This window comes from Arsenicicoccus sp. UBA2120 (assembly GCF_002330965.1).
GTDB lineage: Bacteria > Actinomycetota > Actinomycetes > Actinomycetales > Dermatophilaceae > Arsenicicoccus > Arsenicicoccus bolidensis.
In genome coordinates, this window is sequence record NZ_DCYC01000070.1 from 32,841 (window position 1) to 56,352 (window position 23,512).

At 70.0% G+C, this 23,512-nt stretch carries 19 protein-coding genes and 3 pseudogenes; 8 read left to right on the top strand and 14 right to left on the bottom strand.

Going from position 1 to position 23,512, the window contains the following annotated elements; all coding sequences use genetic code 11:
- From B2P18_RS10330 to B2P18_RS10340, 3 genes are read right to left on the bottom strand one after another with little or no spacing between them, the layout of a single operon-like run.
- A complete protein-coding gene (locus B2P18_RS10330) occupies positions 1-1,161 on the bottom strand; it encodes a thiolase C-terminal domain-containing protein (RefSeq protein ID WP_286958416.1) in 1,161 nt (386 codons plus the stop codon).
- Positions 1,158-2,360 carry a Zn-ribbon domain-containing OB-fold protein gene (locus B2P18_RS10335; protein ID WP_286958757.1) on the bottom strand — a complete coding sequence of 401 codons (1,203 nt, stop codon included), beginning with the start codon at positions 2,358-2,360 and terminating at the stop codon, positions 1,158-1,160. Before B2P18_RS10335 ends, B2P18_RS10330 begins: the two co-directional genes overlap by 4 nt.
- Positions 2,357-3,283: an SDR family NAD(P)-dependent oxidoreductase gene (locus B2P18_RS10340; RefSeq protein ID WP_286958761.1), complete on the bottom strand. Its 927-nt coding sequence runs from the start codon at positions 3,281-3,283 to the stop codon at positions 2,357-2,359. Before B2P18_RS10340 ends, B2P18_RS10335 begins: the two co-directional genes overlap by 4 nt.
- A 139-nt stretch (positions 3,284-3,422) precedes the next feature.
- On the opposite strand from B2P18_RS10340, the gene B2P18_RS10345 reads away from it, so the two are divergent.
- The 7 genes and pseudogenes from B2P18_RS10345 (at position 3,423) to B2P18_RS10370 (ending at position 10,310) form a co-directional block, all read left to right on the top strand.
- A complete protein-coding gene (locus tag B2P18_RS10345) occupies positions 3,423-4,223 on the top strand; it encodes an enoyl-CoA hydratase/isomerase family protein (RefSeq protein WP_286958411.1) in 801 nt (266 codons plus the stop codon).
- Positions 4,220-5,407, top strand: a complete 1,188-nt coding sequence (locus B2P18_RS10350) for an acyl-CoA dehydrogenase family protein (RefSeq protein WP_286958409.1) — start codon at positions 4,220-4,222, stop codon at positions 5,405-5,407. Before B2P18_RS10345 ends, B2P18_RS10350 begins: the two co-directional genes overlap by 4 nt.
- Complete coding sequence (locus tag B2P18_RS10355) at positions 5,404-6,447, top strand: acyl-CoA dehydrogenase family protein (RefSeq protein WP_286958408.1); 1,044 nt, start codon at positions 5,404-5,406, stop codon at positions 6,445-6,447. The genes B2P18_RS10350 and B2P18_RS10355 overlap by 4 nt, the downstream gene beginning before the upstream one ends.
- A 49-nt stretch (positions 6,448-6,496) precedes the next feature.
- Positions 6,497-7,129 (top strand): annotated as a pseudogene (locus B2P18_RS18905) (acyl-CoA dehydrogenase family protein); the annotation flags it as partial.
- 156 nt (positions 7,130-7,285) lie between these two features.
- Positions 7,286-7,753, top strand: a pseudogene (locus tag B2P18_RS18910) (acyl-CoA dehydrogenase family protein); the annotation flags it as partial.
- Positions 7,750-8,862, top strand: a complete 1,113-nt coding sequence (locus B2P18_RS10365) for an acyl-CoA dehydrogenase family protein (protein ID WP_286958406.1) — start codon at positions 7,750-7,752, stop codon at positions 8,860-8,862. The pseudogene B2P18_RS18910 and the gene B2P18_RS10365, both read left to right, overlap by 4 nt.
- A 2-nt stretch (positions 8,863-8,864) precedes the next feature.
- On the top strand, positions 8,865-10,310 hold the full coding sequence (locus B2P18_RS10370) for a class I adenylate-forming enzyme family protein (RefSeq protein ID WP_286958772.1): 1,446 nt from the start codon (positions 8,865-8,867) through the stop codon (positions 10,308-10,310).
- Between the two features lie 41 nt (positions 10,311-10,351).
- Here the strand turns inward: B2P18_RS10370 and B2P18_RS10375 are convergent, their stop codons facing one another.
- The 11 genes and pseudogenes from B2P18_RS10375 to B2P18_RS10420 form a co-directional block, all read right to left on the bottom strand.
- Entirely contained in the window at positions 10,352-10,825 is a 474-nt protein-coding gene (locus B2P18_RS10375) for a hypothetical protein (RefSeq protein WP_286958775.1), read from the bottom strand.
- Positions 10,826-11,093: 268 nt separating this feature from the next.
- Positions 11,094-11,288 (bottom strand): annotated as a pseudogene (locus B2P18_RS18915) (hypothetical protein); the annotation flags it as partial.
- A gap of 29 nt (positions 11,289-11,317) precedes the next feature.
- On the bottom strand, positions 11,318-13,555 hold the full coding sequence (locus tag B2P18_RS10380) for an acyl-CoA dehydrogenase (protein ID WP_286958777.1): 2,238 nt from the start codon (positions 13,553-13,555) through the stop codon (positions 11,318-11,320).
- Positions 13,556-13,592: 37 nt separating this feature from the next.
- Positions 13,593-14,372: an acetyl-CoA hydrolase/transferase C-terminal domain-containing protein gene (locus B2P18_RS10385; protein ID WP_286958781.1), complete on the bottom strand. Its 780-nt coding sequence runs from the start codon at positions 14,370-14,372 to the stop codon at positions 13,593-13,595.
- Between the two features lie 377 nt (positions 14,373-14,749).
- Entirely contained in the window at positions 14,750-15,880 is a 1,131-nt protein-coding gene (locus B2P18_RS10390) for an acyl-CoA dehydrogenase family protein (RefSeq protein ID WP_286958784.1), read from the bottom strand.
- Between the two features lie 8 nt (positions 15,881-15,888).
- On the bottom strand, positions 15,889-17,034 hold the full coding sequence (locus tag B2P18_RS10395; RefSeq protein ID WP_286958790.1) for a thiolase family protein: 1,146 nt from the start codon (positions 17,032-17,034) through the stop codon (positions 15,889-15,891).
- Complete coding sequence (locus tag B2P18_RS10400; protein WP_286958398.1) at positions 17,031-17,471, bottom strand: Zn-ribbon domain-containing OB-fold protein; 441 nt, start codon at positions 17,469-17,471, stop codon at positions 17,031-17,033. Before B2P18_RS10400 ends, B2P18_RS10395 begins: the two co-directional genes overlap by 4 nt.
- Positions 17,468-18,637 (bottom strand): acyl-CoA dehydrogenase family protein, encoded by a 1,170-nt coding sequence (locus B2P18_RS10405; RefSeq protein WP_286958397.1) that lies wholly within the window; start codon positions 18,635-18,637, stop codon positions 17,468-17,470. Before B2P18_RS10405 ends, B2P18_RS10400 begins: the two co-directional genes overlap by 4 nt.
- Before the next feature lie 132 nt (positions 18,638-18,769).
- The gene (locus B2P18_RS10410; RefSeq protein ID WP_286958396.1) at positions 18,770-19,624 is read right to left on the bottom strand and encodes a VOC family protein; all 855 of its coding nucleotides are present in this window, start codon (positions 19,622-19,624) and stop codon (positions 18,770-18,772) included.
- A 50-nt stretch (positions 19,625-19,674) separates the two neighbouring features.
- The gene (locus tag B2P18_RS10415) at positions 19,675-20,553 is read right to left on the bottom strand and encodes an SDR family oxidoreductase (protein ID WP_286958395.1); all 879 of its coding nucleotides are present in this window, start codon (positions 20,551-20,553) and stop codon (positions 19,675-19,677) included.
- Positions 20,550-21,776, bottom strand: coding sequence for a CaiB/BaiF CoA transferase family protein (locus B2P18_RS10420; protein WP_286958394.1), 1,227 nt, complete (start codon positions 21,774-21,776; stop codon positions 20,550-20,552). The genes B2P18_RS10415 and B2P18_RS10420 overlap by 4 nt, the downstream gene beginning before the upstream one ends.
- Before the next feature lie 161 nt (positions 21,777-21,937).
- Between B2P18_RS10420 and B2P18_RS10425 the strand changes: the two genes are divergently transcribed.
- Positions 21,938-23,500: a class I adenylate-forming enzyme family protein gene (locus B2P18_RS10425; protein ID WP_286958808.1), complete on the top strand. Its 1,563-nt coding sequence runs from the start codon at positions 21,938-21,940 to the stop codon at positions 23,498-23,500.
- The last annotated feature ends 12 nt before the right edge of the window (positions 23,501-23,512 follow it).

Genomic DNA, 23,512 nt, shown 5'->3' on the forward strand with positions numbered 1-23,512 from the left:
TCAACCCTTCTGGCTGGACAGGACGGTCACGGCCGAGACCGCGGTGGGTCCCCCGATGTTGTGGGCGAGGGCGGTGCGAACGCCGTCGACCTGGTTGGAGGCATCGCCCCGCAGCTGCTCGAAGAGCTCGACGCACTGCGCCACCCCCGTGGCGCCCGGCGGGTGGCCCTTGGCCTTGAGCCCTCCGCTGGCGTTGACCGGCCGCGCGCCCCCGACGGTCGTGGCGCCACTCGCGACGTAGGCCGCGGCGCCGAACTGCTCGGTGAAGCCGAGGTCTTCGTAGGAGATGAGCTCGACAGCGGTGAAGCAGTCGTGCACCTCGGCCAGGTCGATGTCGTCCGGACCGACGCCGGCCATGGCGTAGGCGGCCTTGGCCGCCTTCACGGTGGCCGGGAAGGTCGTCAGGTCAGCCTTGTGCTGGTGCATCACCCGGTCCAAACCCAGGCCGACGCCACGGACCCAGACAGGGGCGTCGGTGTACCTGTCGACGACGTCCTCGGCGACCAGCAGCAGGGCGGCGGCACCGTCGCTCTGTGGTGTGCAGTCGAGCAACCCGAACGGAGCCACGACCATCGGGGCCTTCAGGACCTGCTCGATGGTGATCTCGTAACGGAGCTGCGCCTTGGGATTGGGCACGGCGTGCTTGTGGTTCTTGACCGCCACCATGGCCAGGTGCTCGCGCGTGGCGGGAGACTCGTGCAGATATCTGGCCGCGTGCAGAGCGAAGTTCGCGGGGGCGACCAGGCCCACCGGGTAGTCCCACGCGACATCGCGGGTGAGCTTGGCCCACTCCCAGAAGGTGGAGCGCGACGAGGACTCGCGCACCTTGTCAGCCCCGACCACGAGGGCGACGTCGAAGGCGCCGGAGGCTACGGCGAAGGTGGCGTTGCGCACGGCGTCGTTGCCCGTGGCACACGCGTTCTCGACCCTGGTCACCGGGATGTCGAGCAGGTCGCACGAGTCGGCGAGGATCCCGGAGGGGAAGCCGTCGGTCGTTGTCAGCTCGCCGAACCAGGCGGCCTGGATGTCGGCTCGGTCCAGTCCCTTGTCGACGCTCGCGGCCATCTCGGTGACCGCCATCGGGACGAGATCCTTGATACCGAGGTCGAAATGCTCCTTGAAGGCCGTCATGCCGGCCCCGACGATCGCGACGCGTCTCATGCGCTCTCTCCTTCTGGATCGACGACACTCTCGGGCAGCAGCGCATGACCGTAGTCGGGCACGCCGGATCGGGTGTCGACCAGCCGGAGCACGAGCGTGCCCCGGTCCCCGATGTCCACGGATCCGGCAGGCGCTCCGGTCACGGTCACCAGGGTGCGCACGTCGGTGCCGTCGAGCTCGACGATGGCCAGGGAGTACGGCGTGGCACGTCCAGGCACGGGTACGTGGATGTCCACCTTGCTGTAGACCACGCCGGTCCGCGGAAGTGGCTCGAGCGACCAGCCGTCCTCCGAGCCGCATCGGGTGCAGCGCAACCGCGGTGGCATGGCCAGGTGGCCACAGGCATCACAGCGGCCTGCCTCCCATCTCACCTTGGCGTCGAAGGCCCGGTCGTATGCCGGGAGGGAGATGCCGATGTCCGGTCCGGGGGTCGCGCGCGTCCGGCTCACCTCTCGCAGCGCCGCCTCGTCGCGATGGACCGGAGGGGTGGCGGTCAGCGCAGCGGCAACGGCGCTGGCCTGCTCCGAGGCCAGGACGACATCACCCGGCCGGGCGGCGGCCAGGGCAAAGACCGCGGCGCTCGCTCCAGTGGTGGGTAGGAGGGGCGCCGTGCCGGCCGAAAGCGCACCGGCGGGCTTGGCACCCAGTCCCGCGACGACATCGGGCACCTTGCCCAGGTCGAGCTCCGCGAGCGCGACCTTGGCCCCGCGCTCGAGCATCAACCGGGGATCGTCGTAGTCCCAGCGGATCCCGTCCCGGCCACGACTCGTGACGGGCAGGCTCCGCGTGACCCGGCCGAGCAGGCTGAGCGTCGCCTCGGAGGCACCATCGGGGCCGACCAGGCAGGCGCCGGCACCCGCGGGGTCGAGGTCGGCCGCGAGCACGAGCGTCCTGGGCTCCGCCCCGGAGATGACGTCGAGCACGTCGGGGGCTCCCCCGACCTGCTCGACCACCGAGACCCCCCTGGCCAGACCGAGCCCGGCCAGCAGGGCGGCTCCGTTGCCGCCCTCGACGAGGGGCAGGTCCCGCGTGACCAGGACGACCTTGGTGACGTAGTCGTCCGGCACACCCTCACCATGGAGGACGGCCCTCCCCGCCGCCACCGCGAGGGTCAGTGCGTCCTCGTCGGCACCGGCGACCCGGCGTCGGCCATCGACCCACACCGGCAGGTAGGTGCCGATCCCCTGCAGCGTGCTCATCGCGTCACCGCGGGGGACCCCAGTGCTGCCAGCCCCCCGGGGAAGGCACCGAGAGCCCGCCGGAGGCCGAGGTCGATCTCGCTCGCGTCGAAGCGCTCCCCGCTCCGCGCTCGCACAGACCTACCGCCGCTCCACGGCTCCATGGCGATGAGGGTGTTCCCGTCGATGCGGAGCACCTGCCCGGTGATCCATCCGGACGCCGCTGAGCACAGCCATGCCACGACCGGAGAGGCGTTCGCGGGGTCGAGGGGGTCCCAGCCGTCGTCGTGGCTGGTGGGGAGGTCGAGGTTGGCCATCATGCGCGTGGCCGCGATCGGCGAGATCGCGTTCGCCGCCACGCCGTAGCGGGCGCCTTCCATGGCGGTGACCTGCGTGAGGGCGATGATGCCGGCCTTGGCCGCCGAGTAGGCCGCCTGCCCGACGTTGCCGGCCAGGCCGGCGCCAGACGTGGTGTTGATGATGCGGCCCGAGACAGGACGCCCGGCCTTGTGCTCGCTGCGCCAGTGGTTGCAGGCATGGCGCGTGAGCGTGAACGTGCCCTTGAGGTGGACGTCGATGACCGCGTCCCAGTCCTGCTCCCCCAGGTTCGTGATGGTCGCGTCCCTCAGGATCCCAGCATTGTTGACGATTCCGTCGAGGCGGCCGAACCGATCGAGGGTCGAGGCCACCAGCGCCTCCATGGCCCCCCAGTCGCTGGCCGACCCCTCGCCCGACACGGCCACGCCGCCCGCTGCGGTGATGGCGTCGACGACCTCGCTGGCGGGATCCTCTCGAGAGCCCTCACCGCCCACCCCCACGCCAAGATCATTCACGACCACCGTGGCACCGCGAGACGCCAGCTCCAGGCAATGACTTCGACCGAGGCCCCGCCCACCACCGGTCACGATGACGACCCTGCCCTCGAGCAGACGTTCAGACGCCATGCCGTACTCCTTCGCTGATCGGCGGGAGACCCCCGGCACAAGATTGGGGGTACGCCAGCGAGGCTAGCCGGTTCTTGACATATTCGTCAATTGGGGTTCTGATGAAGATCTACTGCCTTCCCGGAGGACTCGAGGACCCATGGACAATCCCTTCGCTCCTGAACTGCTCGTCGAATCCCGCGGTGCCGTGCGGATCGTCACGCTCAATCGGCCCGAGCACCTCAACGCGACCAACGAAGCCCTGCACGGCGCCCTCATCAAGGTCTGGCGCCACCTCGCTGCCGACCTCGACGCCCGTGCTGTGGTCCTCACCGGTGCGGGCAAGGCCTTCAGCGCGGGGGGAGACTTCCACCACTTCGTCGAGCTGTGGGACGACCGTGAGGCGCGCCGTCGTGAGATCGACGGAGCTCGCCGACTGCTGACCGAGATCATCGACTTCCCCCTCCCGGTCGTGGCCGCGGTCAACGGCCCGGCCGTCGGGCTGGGGTGCAACCTGGCTGTGGCGAGCGACATCGTGATCATGGCGGAGTCGGCATTCATCGCCGACCCGCACGTGGGGGTGGGGCTGACCGCCGCCGACGGCGGCGCCCCCACCTGGCCGATGATGATGTCGATGCTGCGGGCGAAGGAGTACCTCCTGACCAGCGAACGGATCCCCGCCGCCAAGGCCGTGGATCTCGGGTTGGCCAACCGCATGGTCCCTGACGCTCAGCTCATGGACGCCGCACTGGCGTTCGCCGACAGACTGGCAGCGCAGCCACCGCAGGCGGTCCAGAGCACGAAGCGTGCCCTCAACATGCACATGAAGCGTGCCATCGCCGGTGTTCTGGAGTACGCGCTGCAGGAGGAGTTCGCGGCGTTCGACACCCGGGAGCACCAGGACCTGGTCAAGGCCTTCCTGGACCGGTCCGCGTCTCGAGCGGCCAAGGCCGACGCGTGAGCGACAGACCTGGTCCCTCGGCCACCCTTGCCGTCGATCCCGACGAGTACCGCGCAGCGCTCCGCGCGCACCTCGCCGCGGCGCCCGAGCTCGCTCGGTTCCGGGACCGCCAGCACGTCAGCACGGAGACGCGCATCGCCGAGGACGCTGCGCTGATGAGTGCCCTCGCCGGGGATGGCGGGTGGAACCTCTACGGCTGGCCCGAGAAGGTCGGCGGCCTGGGTGGCGACGAGCGTCACCGGGGCATCCTCTACGACGAGCTCGCTCGGTCCGGGCTGCCGGTGCCCGAGCCGCATCTGCTTCTCGAGACTCTCTGCCCTGCCATCACCGCCTTCTCACCCCACCTGGCCGCACGCTACGCACCGGCCTACCTTCGTGGCCAGGAGTGGTGGGGACAGTGCTTCTCCGAACCCGATGCCGGCAGCGACCTCGCGGCGCTGCGGACCCGCGCCAGGCGCGACGGCGACCACTATGTCGTGTCGGGGCAGAAGCTGTGGACGAGCCACGGCGCCACGGCTCGTCGACTCGTCGCCCTGGTGCGCACCGGCAGCACCGAGTCACGGCACCGTGGCCTGTCGATGATCATGATCGATGTCGACTCACCGGGCGTGACCGCCCGGCCGATCGCCCTGGCCAGCGGCGACAACGAGCTCGCCGAGATCTTCTTCGACGACGTCATCGTCCCGGCCGACCGGCTCGTGGGCGAGGAGGGCCAGGGCTGGACCGTCGCAATGTTCCTCCTGCAGTACGAACGGGCCATGTTCGCCTGGCAGAGCGCGGCGGTGGCCCTCCGCCGCCTCACCGATCTCCGCGACCTCCTCGTCGCCCGGAGCGCTCCGATCCCGGACGGTGCTCGGCGACAACTCGGGGCCACCTACCTCGACATCGTCACCCTGCGGGCCCGCAGCTCGCAGACGGTGCGGCGGCTGGCCGCCGGTGAGACCGTGGGTCCCGAGGCCAGCGTGGACAAGGTCCTGCTCGCCGCGGCCGAGCAGGGCCTCCACGACCTCGCGAGGGATCTGCTCGGACCGGACTTCCTCCTCTCCCAGGATCCCGGGCTACGGGCCTGGCGCGCCGAGTGGTGGTACAGCCGCTCCGCCACGATCCTCGGGGGCTCGGCCGAGGTGCAACGGACGATCCTGGCGGATCACGTCCTGGGCCTACCGAAGGAGCTGGCACGATGACGTCGCGCACACCCGCGCCAGGCGGGCTCGACCACGAGACCCGTGCGTCGCTCGCCGACTCGTTGACCAAGCTCTTTGCCGACAACACCTCCGGCCCGAGCGTGGGCGCCGCCCTCGACGCCCTCGGCTGGTCCGAGGTGGAGGCCGAGGACGCTGCCACGGCCACGAGCCTGCTGTTCCGGGCCCAGGGGTCGGCCTTGGCCAGCACGAACGCCCTGTCCGACAGCATGCTCCGCTTCCTCGGCGGCGGACTCCCTGCGGCCGAGCGACAGACCACGCTGCTGCTCCCCCACCCCGATGACGACGCCGCTCGCCCCGGCGCTCGGGAGAGAGTCGGTGTCCGGGGACTGCTGCTCGACACCCCGTCACCGGACGCGCTGGTCCTGGTGCCCGGGTGTCATGGAGAGCGCGTGCTGCTGCGCCCGGTCCCTGCCACCTGGATCACCGAGCGGTGCGGCCCCTCTGCCGGGTTCGATCCTGGATCGAGGTGGCTCCTGCTCGATACCGAGGACCCGGTTCCGGAGTCGGCGGACCGATCCTGGGACGCCCAGGCCGTCGACTGGACAGCGGGGCTCGCCCTTGGCCGCCTTGCCCTGTCGTCGGAGATCCTCGGTGTGTGCGACGCGGCCCTACGCACCGCCGTCCAGCACGTCACCACCAGGCATCAGTACGGTCGAGCCATCGGGTCCTTCCAAGCCGTCCGCCACCGCCTCGCGGAGGCCCACGTGGCCATCGAGTCCGCCTCCTTCCTCCTGGACGCAGCCTGGGCGGTCCTCATGAGCGAGGCCTCGCCCGAGGCTCCCACCGGGTGGGCGGCTGCCGCCGCCAAGGCGCGCGCCGGGCGTGCACAGGCCGAGGTCATGCGCACCGGCGTCCAGGTTCTCGGCGCCATGGGACTGACCATGGAGAGCCCGATGCACCGACACGTGACCCGAGCCGCCGCGCTCGACCTGCTGCTCGGAGGACAGGCCCGGCTGGAGGAGTCCCTCGGCGACTCGCTGCTCACCGGGACCGCGGCATACCCCATCGCATCTATCTGACGAGGAGCAGGACGTGACCGACCAGCCCCCAACGACAGCGCCCGACGACATGGAGGCATTCGCGCAGGAGGTTCGTGCCTTCCTGGACGTGGCAGCGCCCAGACGACCCGAGACCACGCAGCTCGCATGGGGCGAGGGCGAGGACCTGATCACCTACTTCGGGGATGCCGGTCGAGAGGAGAACGCACGAGAGGTCACCGCCGCGCGGGACTGGCAGCAGACGAGGTACGCCGCGGGACTGGGCTGGATCACCGGCCCTGCAGCGTTCGGAGGCCGAGGCCTGACGCCGGTGCACGACCTGGTCTACGACGCCATCGAGGCGGAGTACGAGGTGCCGGACACCGGGGTGCTCTCGCTCATCGGTCTCGGGATGATCGGACCGACGATCCTGGCGCACGGCACCGAGGCGGCCAAGGCTGAGTACCTTCCGCGCCTGTACGCCGGAGAGATCATCGCCTGCCAGCTGTTCAGCGAGCCGTCGGCCGGTTCGGACCTCGCCAACGTGTCGACCCGAGCTGTCCGTGACGGCGACGAGTGGGTCATCAACGGTCAGAAGGTCTGGACCTCCGTGGCACAGCATGCCCAGGTCGGTCTGGCCCTCTGCCGCACCAACCCCGACCAGCCCAAGCACAAGGGCATCACCGCGCTGCTCGTGGACATGGCATCGCCGGGGGTGGACGTCCGACCCCTGCGCCAGATGAGTGGCGGCGCCGAGTTCAACGAGGTGTTCCTCACCGACGTGAGGGTCCCGGACTCCCATCGGCTCGGAGAGGTCGACGGCGGTTGGCGAGTCGCACTGACCACGTTGCTGAACGAGCGAGCCAGCGTGGGGTCGGAAGGGGCCGGGCCCGCGGCCCGGGCGGTGTCGTTGCCCTTCCTGAGCGCGCTCCTGCGCGAGCACGGCCTGTCGGAGGACTCCGCGTCGCGACGCCGACTGGCCGAGCTCACCGCCGACCAGATGGCGACGTCCTACCTCAACCGGCAGGCGCTCGACCATCTCATCTCCGGTGGAGAGCCCGGACCCGAGGCCTCGGTCTCCAAGCTGATGTACTCCCAGAACATCACCCGTGCGACACACTTCGCAGCCGAGGTGGTCGGTCCACGGCTGATCGCGGACACGGGCGCGTGGGGAGCCTTCTCGTGGAACGAGCTGTTGCTGTCCACACCTGCCCTGCGCATCCTCGGCGGCACGGAGGACATCATGAAGAACATCCTCGGCGAGCGGGTCCTCGGCCTCCCGAAGGAACCGAGCAGCGACTCGACTACTCCCTATCGGGACCAGCGCACGTCACGGAGCGGATCATGACCGGGACCACAGCCGACGAACGAGCCGACCTGCGCAGGAGCGTCGGCGATCTCCTCGACCGGCTCGCCGACGAACCCGGCCGGCGAGTCGCGATGGACAGCGAGCTGGGCCACGATCCGAGGCTGTGGTCACGGCTCGCAGAGCTCGGGGCCTTCTCGCTCACCGTTCCCGAGGGCCTGGGAGGCGCCGGCTACGGCGCCGTCGAGCAGTCGGTCGTCCTCGAGGAGCTGGGTCGCACCCTGGCCCCCACCCCATTCCTCGGCACGGTCGTCCTGGCCGGGTCAGCGCTGATCCACAGCTCCGACGCGGTCGCCCGGGAATGTCTGGCGGGCATCGTGGACGGGACCACGCTGGCCGCCCTGGCGCTGGTCGAGGGTGACGGTCGCTGGCGGACCACGGACTTCGAGACACGAGCGGTGCCGAACGACGACCACTGGGAGCTCACCGGGGTCAAGACCCTCGTCATCGACGGGGCCGCCGCCGACGTCCTCGTCGTGGCGGCGCAGGCTCCCGAGGGCCCGTCCCTCTTCCTCTTGACGGAGACCGATGGGGTCGAGCGGACGCCGTTGCGCACCTTGGACCTCACCCGGAGGGTGGCCTCCCTCCGCCTCGACCGGGCTCGCGCCCGGCTCATCGGGACACAGGGTGGCGCGGAGCCGGTGCTCGACGCGGTCCTCGACGCAGCGATGGTCGCCCTGGCCGCCGAGCAGGTCGGCGCAGCACGTGCCTGCCTCGACGCCAGCGTGGCCTACGCCAAGGACCGGGTCCAGTTCGGCCGCCAGATCGGCTCGTTCCAGGCCGTCAAGCACCGGTGCGCCGACATGTACTCCAGGGTGCAGCTGGCGGGCGCAGCTGCCATCGAGGCGGCCCACGCCGCCGACAGCGAGCCCGACCGTGCCCCGGCCGATGTCTCGGCGGCCGTCGCCCACCTGGTCTGCTCCGAGGCCGCGATGATGACCGCGACCGAGAACATCCACGTGCACGGTGGCATCGGGTTCACCTGGGAACATCCGGCCCACCTCTACTTCCGGCGCGCCAAGTCGTCCCAGCTGCTGCTCGGGGGACCCGGAGTCACCGCGGAACGGCTGCTCTCGCGGCTGGGGGTGTGACCATGTCGGGGATCAACGTCGCACCGTCGCTGGTCGCGGCGGTCCGCGCCACCGTCTCGCGGGCGCCCGGCGCCGAGGCGGTCGTCGACCTCGCCGGGGGTCACCGATTCACCTACGCCGACCTGTGGCAGGCGTCGAGCGAAGTTGCCGGAGGACTCGTGGACCGAGGGGTTCGACCGGGTGACCGGGTGGCTGTGGCCCTGCCGAACGGAGCCCCCTGGACCCTGGCCTTTCTCGGGACGCTGCTCGCGAGCGGCGTCCCCGTCCCTCTCAATCCGCGACTCACGGGCCCGGAGCGCGCCCACATCATCGACGACAGCGGCGCCCGGATCGTCATCGACCGGGAACTACCGAGGGGGCGAGCGACAGAGGTCGACGACGCCGACCCCGAGTCCCTCGCCGCGCTCTTCTACACCAGCGGAACGACCGGGGCACCCAAGGGAGCGATGCTCTCGCACCGAGCGCTGCTGTCATCTGCGGAGCAGGTGCGGCTGGCCTATCGACTCGCTCCCACCGACGGCCTTCGCTCACTCGTCGCCGCTCCGCTGTTTCACGTCCTGGCGTGCGGCATGCAGTGGATCCCCGCGCTGGTGAGCGGCGGCAGCGTCGCCATCATGCCGGCCTTCGAGGTGGGTGCGTGGGTCGATGCCATCAGGGAGGAGCGGGTCGAGGTCCTCAACGGTGTTCCGGCGATGTTCTGGCAGGCGCTGCGGCACCCGGACTTCGTCGGCCTCGATGTCAGCGGGGTGCGCATCGTGAGCTACGGAGCCGCGCCGACGCCCCCTGCCCAGGCGCAGGCGCTCCGCGAGGCCTTCCCCAACGCCCGGCTGGCCCCCGGCTACGGTCTCACCGAGGCGCCGTGCGTGACCGGACTCCAGGATGACGACGCCCTCGCCCACTCCGGGTCGGTCGGCACTGCCGTGGCCGGCACCGAGCTGCGGCTGCTCGGGCCGCAGGCGGAGGCGGGCATCGGTCAGCTGATCCTGCGGGGACCCCAGGTCATGTCCGGCTACTGGGGCCGCCCCGATGACACCGCGAGAGTGATGGTCGACGGCTGGTTGCACACCGGCGACATCGTCCGGATCGACCCGCAGGGCCGCGTCCACCTGCTCGACCGACGCACGGACATGATCAACCGGGGCGGGGAGAACGTCTACAGCGTGGAGGTGGAGGCCGCGCTGGCCGCCTACCCCGCCGTGGGCGAGTCAGCGGTGGTGGCGGTGCCCGACGAGCGGCTGGGGGGCCGGGTCGGGGCCTGCGTCGTCCCCCGATCCGGCATGAGCTTCGATGCGTCGGAGCTGGTACGCGTCGCCCGCGAGTCCCTCGCCGCGTTCAAGGTACCCGAGCTCCTGTGCCTGCGCTCGGACCCCTTGCCACGCAATCCCGCCGGCAAGGTAGACAAGGCCGCCGTCAGGTCGCAGTCGGTCTGGACGCCGATCCACCCCTAGCGCGGAGGTCTGTCCCGCAGGCCGCCAGCACCCTGGCGTCATCACGAGCCGGCGAGGAAGCCGCGTGGCGCCGGCACGTCGAGGACCGAGGCGAATCCTGGCGCGGCAGCGCTCAGCCGAGGGATGAAGTTCACGGCTCGAGCGGCATTGAGGCCCGCAGCGGGATCAGCGCCGCTCGAGCCCGGGTGGATCGCCAGCTGGCAACGGATCGCCGGATCGCCATGGATCTCGACCGTCCAGCTGGGTTCTTCGTGAGACTGTCGCCACACCGCGCCCAGGCCGAGCACCACCGTCTGCTCGTTGACCACGTGCAGGAAGGGCACACCGGCGTCGGTGGTGCTCGTGAAGGTCCAACGGACCCCGGCGACGGTGCCGGCCGGGACGTCGAGCCCGCTTGCCGGGAGCACGACGCCGACCGGCGTCACGGCGTACTCCTTGCCGCTGATGATCGTCTCGCCGAGCCCCCTTGCTGAGGTACTCGCGCAGCTGCAGCGCTGACGGGTAGTCAGCGACATGGTTGCGCTGAGTCGCCTCGAGACGCTGGATGTTGCCGGTGTAGCCGCTCAGGAAGAGCGGCAGCACGTCACTGATCAGACCGGGGATGTTGCCTCCGCTGGCCAGGCTGGAGGCGCCCTGGGTGCACGCCGTCAGCAGGTAGTCGTCCTCGCTCAGGGGAATGGGGAAGCCAGCCATCCCGATGTAGACGTTCACCCCCGACCGGAGGAAGCGGGCGACGACCTCGCGGTCCCACACCACGCCGTGCCACAACGCGCAGTCGGGGGATGCGGCCAGCACGTCGTCCACGCGGGTGGTCGCGACCACACCACACGCAGGAGCTCCCGCGATGTCACCGGCGTCGAGCCCATGCTTGGCCTCGTTCTGCACCAGGACGCCGACCAGCTCGTGCTCGGGGTGCGACAGGAGCAGGCGGATCACCTGGGAGCCCACGCTCCCCGTGTAGCAGACAGCGACCTTCATGACACCTCCATCTCACGTAGGGGCGTGCGTCAGCGCGGCAGCCGCAGGACCTGCTGGGCCAGGATGTTCTTCATGACCTCCGTCGTCCCCCCGGCGATCGTCGTGGCGCGAGAACCCAGGGCGCCCGTCCGTGCGCCCTGACCCTCGTCACCCGCCAGCGCCAGCGGACCGGCCACCGAGAGCCGGGTGTCTGCGATCTGCTGGGCGACCCGTGACCAGACCAGCTTGATCACCGAGTGTTCCGGGCCGGGCGCACCTCGGCGAGCGATGGTTCCGAGCGCGCGTCGGCCGAGGAGTCCGAGGGTCCGAGCGTCGACGAGCCGGTCCAGGAGCGCCAGGCGCGCGCTGTCGGAGATCTCACGACCATCCAGCTCGGCGAAGACGTCCTCGACCTCTTGCTCGAGTCGACTGGCCATCATGATGACCCCGGCTCGTTCGAACGCCAGGGTTGTCATCGTGACCATCCATCCCTCGTCCAGCGGACCGAGCAGGGCCGACCAGGGGACACGCACCTCGTCGAAGAACATCTCCGCGAAGCCCCCCTCCCCCGTGATCTGGGTGATCGGTCGGCGGGTGATCCCCGGGGTGTCAAGAGGAACGAGGAGAGCGGAGATGCCCTTGTGGGCCGGAGCATCCGGGTTCGTGCGGACAAGGAGCAGGCAGTGAGTCGCCTCCATGCCCTCGGAGGTCCAGACCTTCTGGCCGTCGATCACAAACTCCCGACCGTCCCCCTCACCCTCGATCCTGGCCCGGGTCCGCAACGACGCGAGGTCACTTCCCGAGCTCGGCTCGGAGAACCCCTGGCACCAGATCTCCTCGGTCGACTGGATGCGCGCCAGGTGCTCCTGCTGCTCGGGCGTCCCGAACCGCATCAGGGTCGGGGCCACGTTGTTGAGGCCTAGCACACCCGCAAAGGTGACCGGTGCGCGCCGGCTCCCGAGAACCCTGTCGTACTCCACCTGGTCGACGATGCCGAGGCCCTTGCCCCCGTGCTCGCGAGGCCAGTGAGGCGCGATCCAGCCGGCCTGGTGGAGCCGTTGCTGCCACGCGAGGCGCGAGGGATAGTCGTCGGTGGGGTGCTCTGCCCGGTGCGCGGGGAGCGCCTCGTCGACGAGCGCGGCGAAGTCGGCCAGGGAAGTGGACACCGCTCCCCCGGCATCCTGCCGTCCGCTACCGAAGGGCTGGGCACCCCGTCCGGCGGCCGGACCACCGAAGAGGCCCTGGGCCGCACAGGCCCGTCGGTAGTACAGGTGAGCCTCGTGCTCCCACGTGTAGCCGATGCCCCCCAGCACCTGGATGTAGGAGTTCCCGGACGTCACAGCAGCTGGCACGACGGTGGCCAGCACCAGACCTGCCGCCTCCTCGACGGCCTCGACATCGATGACATCGCTGTCGAGCAGATCGCCGAGGTGTCGCACGGTGGCCCGAGAGAGCTCGACGCCGGCCAGGACGTCGGCCAGCCGGTGCTTGATCCCCTGGAACGATCCGATCGGTTGCCCGAACTGATGGCGCTCCATGGCATAGGCCACCGAGGACTCGAGGCAGTGGCCCTGGATCCCGGTGAGCTCGGCGCCCAGCGCGACGATGGCGCTCGCCCGACCCCGACGAACGGCCGCCTCGGCAGCGTCACCCGTAGCCAGCACGGTGCCGCGAGCCGACCTCAGCCTGACGCGCGACACCGCTCGCGTCAGATCCAGCGACTCCAGCGCGGTCGACTGCACGCCCTCGCCGGCCGACACGGTCAGCAGCATCGGTCCTTCATCGCTGGAGGCAAGGACGAGAAGCTCGTCCCAGCTCGTTCCCACGACCGCACCGAGCTCGCCGTCGACGACAAGGCTGTCACCGTGACGGACCGCAGACACTCCGGACAGTCCTTCGGCCGTCCACGAGATCGTCGGCACGACGGCCCCCTCGCAGATCGCCGCCAAGAGCGACTCCGACTCGACACCGCCCTGGCCGACAAGTGCGCCCAGCGCGCCGGCCACAGCGATCATGGGGGTCGGCGCCACGCTCCCCCCCAAGACCTCCCCTGCCACCGCTAGGTCGGACCAGGTGCCGCCGGACCCTCCCTGCGCCTCGGGGACGGGGAGACCTGCCAGCCCGAGCGCAGCGAGGGACGGCCACAGGGACCTGTCGTCCGGTGCTTCCCGCCTAGCCGGGTCGAGCAACGCCGACATGCTCCAGTCACGGGCGAGCATTCCGCTCACAGCCTCGACCAGGGCCGCCTGGTCCTCGGTGTCCGCGACGCCAACTTGATTGATGCTCATGGCTTCCTCCGTCGTTCTGGCGAGATGGGGGTGGTCGTCACAGGTCCCACAAGGAGCGGACCGCCCGTGACCTTTCGTGCCGGTCGAGTCCGCGCAGGTCGGCGCATCCTCGCTCGGTGACGAGGACATCGACGTCGTGGCTGGGTGTGCTGACCGGGGCCGAGAGCCGGTCGACGAGTGTGGGCCTGCCCTGATGCTCCGACGTCACCGCGACGACGCTCAGCCCCCCTACAGATCGGGTGGCTGCCACGGCATAGTCGGGATGGCCGCCCACTCCGCCGACGCTGGCGCCCGGGAATCCTTCGACATTGACCTGGCCCTGCTCGTCGACCTCCAACGCGGTGTTCACGGCCACCAGCGGGGTGCCGGTCGAGAGCCTGGTGGCATCGTGGGTGTGCTCCAACGGGTGGAGCAGGGATCGCCCGTCGGCCCATTCGACGAGTCGCGGCCCACCGGCCAGATAGGTGGCAACGGCTTCGCCGACGAGCAGCCCCCGCTCATCCAGGTCGACGACCGCCTCAGGGAGCAGCCCGGAGTCGAGCGCCACCGGCGCACGCACGGCGTCGAGGACGGAGGTGCCGAGCGCGCCGGGACCCACCTGCAGCCGCGCCCCTTGCGGGAGGAGATCCACCACCCGCTCTGCGATCGCCCGGTGGCTGTCGCTGGGTGTTGCGAAAGAGAGGTTCAGGGGAGGGTCCGTGGACTCGCTCACGACGAGCACCTGATCCGCGGGCAGCGGCGGGCCGACGGCGCACCTCGGTCGGTTGGTGTTCACCACGGCCGCGATCGTCGCCCCGCCGGCGATGGCGGCCGGCAACCAGGAGACCTCGGTCCCGAGCGTCAGGCTCCCCGAAGGGCCGGGCACAGCCGTGACCACGACCACGTCTGGGCGCCAGGGTCCCGCGAGGAGTGCAGGGACGGCGGACAGACGCACGGCCGGAGCATGCACGACGCCAGCGTCGATCGGGCGACGAAGTCCCCACCCACCCATGGTCGTCCGAACGTCTGCATAGGCCGTGGGATCGAGTCCGTCGTGCGGCTGAGGCAGCCATCCCAGCAGCAACCGGACGTCGCCTACCTCGCGTGAAGCTGCGGCCAGGTCCGGGAGGATCGCGCCCGGCATACCGATCCCATCACCGACGGCGACGCGGACACCTGGCCACAGGATGTCCGACCACGCACTCGTGCGGTGAGTCATGCCCGCGGCTCACGCGGTAGCCCGAGGATCCGCTCACCGAGGATGTTCCGTTGGATCTCGGTCGTGCCCCCGAGGATGGTCTGGGCGTGCGCGACGAGCATCCGGTCCACGAGCGGCTCGTCGTGCTCCGAGGCGAGGGCGTCCAGCCCGAGCGCCTCCATCCCGAGATCCCCGATGGCCTGGTACGTGTGCGTACTGATCATCTTGAGCACGGAGAAGGGGGGCCCCCCCGGGGGGGCGCCCTCGGCGATCGCCCGCTCCCACGTGGATCGCAGCAACCACACGCCGAGCCACGCGTCCACGACCTCGAGCCTGAGATGGTCGTCGAGCCGGCCGCGCTGCCCGGCCTCGGTCACGATCTCCTCCAGTGCCTTGAGCATGCCCACGGCGTTGGCCCCGAGAGAGAGCCGCTCCCGACCGAGCGTCGCGGTGGCCACGGCCCAGCCCGCACCCTCCTCGCCGAGGAGCGCGTCGGTCGACAGGTGCAGTCCGTCGAAGAACACCTCGTTGAACTTGCTCTCACCGTTCATCTGCTGGAGCGGGCGGACCGTGATGCCGTCGGCGTCCATCGGGACCACGAAGGCCGAGAGCCCGCCGTGGCCAGGCCCGCCGCTTCGCGCGAGGAGCAGACCGTACTGGGCGTCCGCCGCCCCACTGGTCCACACCTTCTGCCCGTCGATCACCCAGCCGTCGGCGACCGCGACCGCCTTGGTTCGCACAGCGGCGAGGTCGGACCCGGCGCCCGGCTCCGAGAAGAGCTGGCACCATAGGTGCTCACCGGTGCGGATCGGTTCGAGCAGGCTCTCCTTCTGGGCCGAGGAGCCGAAGGCCATGAGAACCGGGCCGGCCAGGTCCGGACCCACGAGATGGAACTGTCGCGGGACGTCGGCCAAGGCGCACTCCTCGGCGAAGGCGGCCTGCTCGGCCACCGACGCCTCACGTCCACCGTGCTCGGCTGGCCAGTGCAGGCAGGCGTATCCAGCCTCGGCGAGCATGCCCTGCCAGGCTCGCCCGGCGTCGATGTCGTCGGGGGTCGGTGTCGGACCGTAGTCGTGCAGGCCGGCGGGTCGGGGTGCGCCTGCCAGCCACGCACGAACCTCGGCCCGAAAGCTCTCAGGCGTCGTCACGGGTCACCTCACGTCGACAGGATCGTCACGGCTGCCGTGCCCGGCATGCCGTAGAGCTGGGCGTAGCCGACCTTGGCGTCGGCGACCTGGCGATCGGCGCAGCGGCCCCGGAGCTGATTGGCGATCTCATAGACCTGACGCAGGCCGGAGGCACCCACGGGCTCCCCGTTGGCCATCAGCCCCCCGTCGGTGTTGATCGGCAGGCGCCCCCCGATGTCGGTGGCATGCTCGGCGAGCAGCTTCTCCTGCTCCCCGTCGGCACAGAACCCGTTCTCGGCCATGTGGATGAGCTCCGACCCGGCGTCGGTGTCCTGCAGCTGGATCACGTCGACGTCCTCCGGCGAGACTCCTGCCTCCTCGTAGGCCTGCCGAGAGGCGAAGATGGTCGGGCTCGGCGTGTCCTCCAACGACAGCGACGGGCTCATCAGCTCCAGCGCTCCGTCGCGGCGAGACACGAGCTGGCTCGCCCGCAGGAAGATGGGCGTGTCGGTGTACTTGTGCGCGACGTCTGCCCGGCACAGGACCGCTGCGGCAGCTCCCTCGTCGGGGCCGCAGTACATGTACTGCCGCAAGGGATAGTTGAGGTACTGCGACGCGAGGATCTCGTCCTCCGACATCGGCGAACGACGCCAGGCCTTGTCGTTGAGCGACCCGTTGCGGAAGTTCTTGGCCGCCACCTTGGCCAGGGCTGCCTCACTGATCCCGTGGTCGTGCATGTAGCGATTGATCTTCATGCCGAAGAAGTGGGTGGTCAGGAACATCCCCGCCTGGCCGTACCAGAGAGGCAGGCCCGACACCGATGGGTCTCCGGCGAAGGCACCGCGGGGGTGCTTGTCCAGACCGACGGCCACCGTGAGGTCCTTGCCAAGCCTGATGGCATTCGCTGCCTGCCCGAGAACGGTTGCGCCAGAGGCACATCCCGTGAACGTCGACCGGGCGGGGATGCCCGTCATGCCGAGCAGACCGGTGATCGCCTCGGGGTTCTTGACCTCCATGCTGGAGGCCCAGATCTCTTGGACGTCTCCCCATGCCACCCCGGCGTCGTTCAAGGCCTCGATCACGGCGTCCTCCCCCATCTCGAGGGCAGACTTGACGCCGTGTCGTCCGAAGGGGTGCAGGCCGACCCCGATGATGGCGATGTCGGGGTCGCTCATGACGAGAGCTCCTGTCCGACGGGGGCGAAGGCGTAGATCATCGTGGTGTTGCCGTCCTTGTCCTTGCCGAGCGGGATGATGACCAGCTCCATCTCCTGCCCGATCTGCAGCTTGGTCGCGTCGGGCTCCGTGAGGCGGGCCTCGACGCGCAGGGCGTTCGGCAGCTCGACGTAACCCACCGTGAAGGCCTCGAAGGTCTCGTCCGTGTCATCACCGGCGTAGGGCGGTGAGGTGGGCCGGAACTGCTGGGTCGTGAAGGTCCACAGCCTCCCGCGACGGGGGAGCTCGACCTGCTCGAGGGCCTCTCTCGCGCCCCCGACAAGTCGATGAGGGCGATACGGAAAGGTCAACGAGCCATCAGTGGCACGACCCGCAAGGAGCGCGGGCTCCGTCGAGGGCCAGGTGAACAGGCCTTCGGCCAAGGGGACTTCGGTCATCGAGACGCTCCTTCGACAGTGCGGGCCAAGGCCGCTGCGGTGGTGCCGGGGGTGTCGAGCAGGAGTGGCAGGCGGGCGCTGACACCGGCGCGATGCTGGGCAGGAGTGCCGAGCAGGGCGGCCGATCCACGAGACCGCTTGACGTGCAGGTGGGCCGAGCCCTCGTACGTGTAGCCGATGCCTCCATGGACCTGCACGTTGTCCGAGGCTGCCTTCACATAGGCAGCCCCGCAGATCGCAGCGGCGGCCTCCGCATAGAGGTCGGCGTCCGGGGTGTGCCCATCGATGGCTCGCGCCGTTGCCCAGGTCGCCGACCGACACTGCTCGACGGCGACCAGGACGTCGGCGAGCTTGTGCTTGACCGCCTGGAACGACCCGATGGCGCGACCGAACTGGACGCGCTGCCCGGCGTACGCCACTCCCTGGTCGAGGGCGGCGCCCGCCCCACCCGTCTGCTCGGCGGCAAGAGCGAGCAGGGCGGCCGGCCTCGAGCTCCCCAGGACGGACGCTGCCTGGTCCGGTCCTCCGATCATGCGCGCCGACGCGGCATCGAGCGAGAGCCCACACACCCGCCGGGTCAGGTCCGAGGTTGCCCTGGCCTGCACGTCCACCCCGGCTGCGCGCAGGTCCACGGCGAACAGCGCGGTCCCCTCGCTGTGCTGGGCGGGCACCAGGGCCAGGTCCGCGACCTGCGCGTCCACGACGTGCGCCACCCGGCCGGTCAGGCGCCACCCGCTCCCCTGCCCGGTCGCCCGCAAGCGGCAGGCGCTCAGGGGATCAGCACCCAGCAGGGCGGCCGTCGCGATGGTGTCGCCGGACAGGATCCCCGGGAGGATGTCCCTCTCGGCCTCGGCGTCACCGCTGGCCACCAGTGCCGGAACGGCCAGGCCCATGGCAGACAACGCCGGCACGCATGCGAGGGAGCGGCCCAGCTCCTCGAGCACGACGCGGCCGGCCGCCCACCCGGCACCCGCTCCTCCACCGTCTTCCGGGACGGTCAGGGCGGGGAGTGCGAAGTCGCTGACGAGCGTGCGCCAGAGATCGAGATCTGCTCCTGACGGGCTCGCCATGGTGCGCCGGACCGCTTCCTCGGAGGAGCGGCGCTCCAGCACCGACCGCAAGGAGGACCGCAGGTCGGCCAGGTCACTCTCGGACAGATCGGTCACGGTGTCACCTTAGGCGCCTCGACGATCGTTGTCAACGAAAACGTCAAGTTCATAGATTCTCGTCATATCCGCTGTCCGACAGGTCTTTTCAAAAACGTGATACCGCATGGAACGCCACTGTTGGCGATATCGTCATACCGGTGTCAAGGGTCGACGGACCTCTGAGCGCGGGCGCGCGACGAGCTCGACGACCGTGCCGTCCGGGTCGTTGAGGAAGAGGACGGTGTAACCACCGGTGGGTGTGTCTTCCATCGGGATGAACACCGGCGCCGGCGTGCCGGGGTCGAGTGCCTTCAGCGCGCCGGCGGCCACCTCGACGTCCTCCACCGCCAGTGCGATGCGGTACAGGCCGCGTTGGTTGGCGCGGCTGGGGGAGGCCGCGAGGTCGGGGTGCTCCTCGAGCTCGAGGGAGAAGGTGGGGTCCTCGGGAAGGACGATCGAGGCGGTTCCCTGACGCCGATGGCCGACGGCGAAACCGATCCCTTCGTACCAGTCCAGGGATCGGTCCAGATCGGTCACCCGCAACCGCTCGTAGGCCAGGGCGGGCCCCGCGTCCGCGACGGAGCCGACCCCGACCTCGACCACCTCCACCCGCACACCGTCGGGGTCGGTGAGGACAGCCCCGTGCAGCGTGCGACCACGGACGGTCAGATCCTCGAGCACGAGAGGACCGAGGGGCGCCAGGCTCAGGACAGCGCGCTGGAGATCCGGCACCCGGTATCCGAGGGCGGTGAAGCCCGCTCGGTGGTGCGACCCGGCGGCTCGGGTCGCCGGGTCCGACCAGCGCACGAGCTCCAGCGCCGGCGCGGCGCGCGGCCCACGCTCGTCCCAGACGAAGGCGGTGACGCTCGAGGTGCGGGCTCCCAGCCCCATCATCGTCGCGTCCTGGTCGACGCCCACCGACCGGAACCTCGGTGCGCGGCCGGCGACGACCTCGTAGAACGTCTCCGCGGCATCGAGATCAACGGTGTTGAGGTTGCAGTGCATAGCAGCGTGCGCATGCTGGGGCGCCGCCTGTCGAGCCTGTCGCTCAGACATCATGCCTCCGGAAGGAACCAGCTCGGTGACAGCTCTTCGTCGGCCGCACCGAGACGGTAGGGCGCCAGATCCATCCCGGCGGCGGTCAATACCTCGTCGTCGGTGAACAGCTGGCCGGTGCAGTCGCGCGGTGCCCTCCGCAGGATCTCCACCGCGGCATCCGCCATGACCCTGGGGCTGCGAGACCGGTTCGACGCGACGTCGTCGCCGAGGATGGTGCGGATCGCCTCGGTCGCGACGGAGGCGCTCGGCCACAGGGAGTTCGCGGCGACGGGCGACGCGGCGAACTCCTGAGCCAGCCCGAGCGTCATGAGACTCATCGCATACTTCGAGACTGTGTATGCCGTGTGCGGGCCCAACCACCTCGGCTCCAGCGTCAACGGCGGTGAGATGGTGAGGACGTGCGCGTGCTCCGACGCCGTCAGGTGTGGCACGGCCGCCCGCGTGAGGGCGAAGGCCCCACGAGCATTGATGTCGTGGATCAGGTCGTAGCGCTTCATCGAGATGGCGGCCGTGGTCGTGGTGTCGAACGCCGCGGCGTTGTTCACGACGATGTCGAGGCCGCCGTACTCGCCGACGGCGGCGGCCACCACGGCATCGATCGTCTGGTCGTCGCGAAGATCCCCGACGAACGGGAGCGCGCGGCCGCCCGTTGCTCGAATCCCCGCCGCGACGGCATCCACGGTCCCCTCGAGGCGACCCGGCGACCCTGCGCCAGACCTGGCAAGGAGCACGACGTTGACGCCCAGGGCGCCCAGCGCGACGGCGATGGCCGCCCCGATGCCGCGGCTGGCCCCACTGATGACGGCCGTGCGGCCCGAGAGCAGGGAGACGTCCCTGCTCTCGGGCTTGGGACCCCGGTTGGAGGGCTCGGTCACAGAACGGCGCCGCTCGTCTTCAAGGTGATGATGCGGTCCCAGTCCAGACCCAGCTCCTGGAGGATCTGGTCCGTGTGCTCGCCGTGGTCGGGCGCCGGGCGGGAGGCGTTGGGCCGTTCGTCGAACTGCACCGGCGAGTCGACGACCACGAACTCGTTGCCGTTGTTGTCCGTCATGCGTGGGAGGTAGCCGTTGGCTAGGGCCTGCGGGTCGCTGTGGATGTCCAGCGCCGACTGAACGACGTCCCAGACTCCGTCGAAGTCTGCGTACTTCTCCTGCCAGTACGCCAGCGGGTGCTGAGAGAAGGCCTCGCGGATCTCGGCGATGCACTCCTTGCGGTGGACGAACCGCACGCGCTGGTCGGTGAAACGCTCGTCGGTGATGAGATCCTCGCGGCCCATCCGCGTGCAGAAGTCGGACCAGAAGCGGTCCGCCTGCAGCAGGACGAAGACCAGGTGGCGACCGTCGCTCGTCGGAAAGAATCCCACACCGGGGTTCGGCGACTCGTCCAGCTGGAACCGGGGGACGTTCTGGCCGGTGACCCCTGCGCCGACGATGTCCGGAGCCAGCTGCCACATCGCCATGTTGAGCAGCGAGACGTCGACGACGGACGTCTCGCCGGTGCGCTCCCGCTTGAACAACGCGCCGACGATGCCCGACGCGATGGCGAAGCCGGCCACCACGTCACCGAAGGCAGGCCGCTGGACAGGCGGGTACGCGCCCTCGTCCGAGGACGTGTAGGCGTCGGCGATGCCGCCCCTGGAGAAGAAGGCGGCGAGGTCGAAGCCGCCCCGGTCGGCCTGCTCCCCCTTGGAGCCGTATCCGTGTCCACGCGCGTAGACGATCCGAGGGTTGCGCGCGCGGATGTCGTCGATGTCGACACCCAGTCGCTTCCGGCTGTCCGGGAGGAGGTTCGTCACGAAGACGTCGGCCTGCTCGACGAGCTTCATGAGCACCTCGAGCCCGTCCGGGTTCGAGACGTCGATGGCGGCGCTGCGCTTGCCACGGTTGGGCTGCTCGATGAAGTGGTTGACATCACCGGCACCAGTGACCATGCCGGAGTTGATGAGCCCCCGCTGGGGATCACCCGTCTCAGGATGTTCGACCTTGATCACGTCCGCACCCCAGTCGGCGAGCACGGCGCCGGCCGAGGGGACGAAGGTCCAGGCAGCTAGCTCGATCACCTTGATGCCGGACAGGATCTGCTGAGCGTCGTTGCTCATGGGTGCACCTCGTTCATCGATACGGCGGGGTGCCCAGTAAATCTGAATCTGACGCTATTGCCAAGCACCTGGCGCCACCCGTGTCCTGATCCGGTTGCCGACCGGGGAGGGCGCAGCTTACGGTTAGTTGACAGGATCGTCACCCAAACGTCGGAGTGCTCATGTCGTGCGATCGTCGGCCCGGACCCTCCCTCGGAGCCACCACCTCCGCCAACGCTCTGCACCACGGGCACCGCGCGGCATACGTCCACGGCCCCCGCATCCGCACCCATCGCGAGCTGCTCGAACGATCGACCGCCGTGACCGTGGCGCTCGCCGACGCCGGCGTCCGGCACCAGGATCGGGTGGCGCTCCTGGCCAAGAACAGCATCGAGTTCGGCGAGGTCCTGTCGATGGCGCACGTCAGCGGCATCGTGGTGGCTACGGTCAACTACCGACTGTCCCCCGCGGAGATCGTCGAGACCCTGCGTGCCGCAGACCCTGTCGCGCTCTTCTGCGGTGCCGAGCACCTCGCGCTCCTCCCCCGGATCCGCGCTGAGCTGCCCGGTCTCGAGCTCGTCGTGGCCCTCGACGGGCAGGTGCCCGACGGCGTCGGCGTCACGCGATACGAGGACTTTCTCCGGCCAGGGCTCGGACGTGAGCTGCCCTTCGCCGCGACCGCCGACGACGTCGCCTTCCTCATCTTCACCAGCGGCACGACCGGCACGCCCAAGGGATGCATCCTGGGGCACCGAGAGCTCCGGCTGCTGGCCAAGGAGATGGCGCACCAGATGCGGAGCGGCTGCGACGATCTCGGGCTGCTCGTCATGCCGCTCTTCCACATCGGCGCCATGGCCATCGCACTGGGCCTGCACGTTCACGGCGGCACGGCCGTCCTGACGGACGCCTTCGACCCAGAGCGGTATGCCGACTGGTGCCGTGAGGGTTCAGTGACGGTCATGCACCTGGCTCCGACCATGCTGCGAGCTGTTCTCGACGCGGGCGCCACACCCGCAGACCTCGCCACGGTCCGCACGGTCGTCTACTCGGCCGCCCCCATGGACCTGCCCACCCTGCGTGCCGCCATGGCCGCCATGCCCCGGGCGGGATTCCTGAACCTCTACGGCCAGACCGAGACCATCACCTCGGGCCTGCCCCGCGAGCTTCACTCCACGTCGGAGGACGCCCAGACCCACCGCCGACTCTCCAGCGTCGGGATCCCGTTCTCAGAGTCCGAGGTCCGTCTCCTGGGGCCCCACGGCGCCGACGTGGCCCAAGGTGAGGCGGGCGAGATCACCGTGCGCACCGAGGCCATGTTCCGCGGCTACTGGCGAGACCCGGTCACCACGGACGAACGCGTCCGGGAGGGCTGGTTCCTGACCGGTGACGTCGGTCGGTTCGACGAAGAGGGCATGCTGCACATCGTGGACCGCATCAAGGATGTCGTGATCTCCGGCGGCGAGAACATCTACTGCCCCGAGGTCGAGCGGGCCGTCGAGTCCCATCCCGAGGTGGCCGCCTGCGCGGTGATCGGCGTGCCTGACGATCGCTGGGGGGAGGCAGTCTGCGCGGTCGTCGTGCCGCACGTGGGGGCCGACGCACTCACGGCGGACGCGGTCCGCGACCACGTCCGAGCGAGACTCGCCGGCTACAAGGTGCCCAAGCACGTGAGGTTCACCGACGTCCTGCCGACCCTGGTCACCGGCAAGGTGGACAAGAAGGCGCTCAGAGTGCAGTCGACCTGACCGACGCTGAGC